Below are 668 nucleotides of genomic sequence, written 5' to 3' on the forward strand. Positions count from 1 at the left end.
TTTGCTGAAGGAGCAGGACTTACGCACGAGCACGCCACAGCGCTGGCGCAAGGAGCAATTAATGGCTTCGACGATGTTGGTCTGTCCCTCGCCCTTTAGACAGGGCCGGTGCTGCCAACGGGGCAACACGTTGGCATAAGCTTTCCACTGGTCGGTAAAATACCAGCAGTGGCGGTGGTAACGGCGAGGCAAGGCCTGCCAGAGCTGGCGTAATGGGGCTTCCCCCCGGCTGCCCAGCGCCCAGCCCACAATGCGTCGCCGGGCCCGCTCGACGGCGAGCCACAACCAGACCTTGCGCTTTTTGTGGCCCACAAAGCTCCACAATTCATCCAACTCGAGGATTTCCCATTCCTTGCGCTGCGCCTTTTTCGGGCGTAACCGGGGCAAGGGCGGTGAGGCGGCCGCCGCTTTTTTTTAGCCGCTTGGCAATGGTCATGCGCGCCACGCCCGTCACGCGGGCAATGCTGCGCTGCGAATTGCGCTCGACCAGTAGGGCCTCGACCTGGGCGTACTGCACCGCTTTGGCCACGGCGGCCGGCACAAAGCGCGCCTGGTAGCCGCAGGCTTTGCACTGGTTACGGGCATGGCCGTTGCTGTGTCCATTGCGGCGAATATCGGCGCTCTCGCATTTAGCGCAAGTGTGAATTGTCGTGACCATAAACACCATA

2 protein-coding genes are annotated in these 668 nt (G+C 61.7%); both read right to left on the reverse strand.

From position 1 onward, the window contains the following. The coding region (locus BEN47_RS02160) for an IS1 family transposase (RefSeq protein ID WP_125921452.1) at positions 1–387 on the reverse strand (387 nt) is incomplete at its 3' end. Next, the coding region (locus BEN47_RS02165) for a transposase-like zinc-binding domain-containing protein (RefSeq protein ID WP_070724605.1) at positions 326–668 on the reverse strand (343 nt) is incomplete at its 5' end. The genes BEN47_RS02160 and BEN47_RS02165, both read right to left, overlap by 62 nt.

It is taken from the genome of Hymenobacter lapidarius (assembly GCF_001816145.1).
Lineage (GTDB): Bacteria > Bacteroidota > Bacteroidia > Cytophagales > Hymenobacteraceae > Hymenobacter > Hymenobacter lapidarius.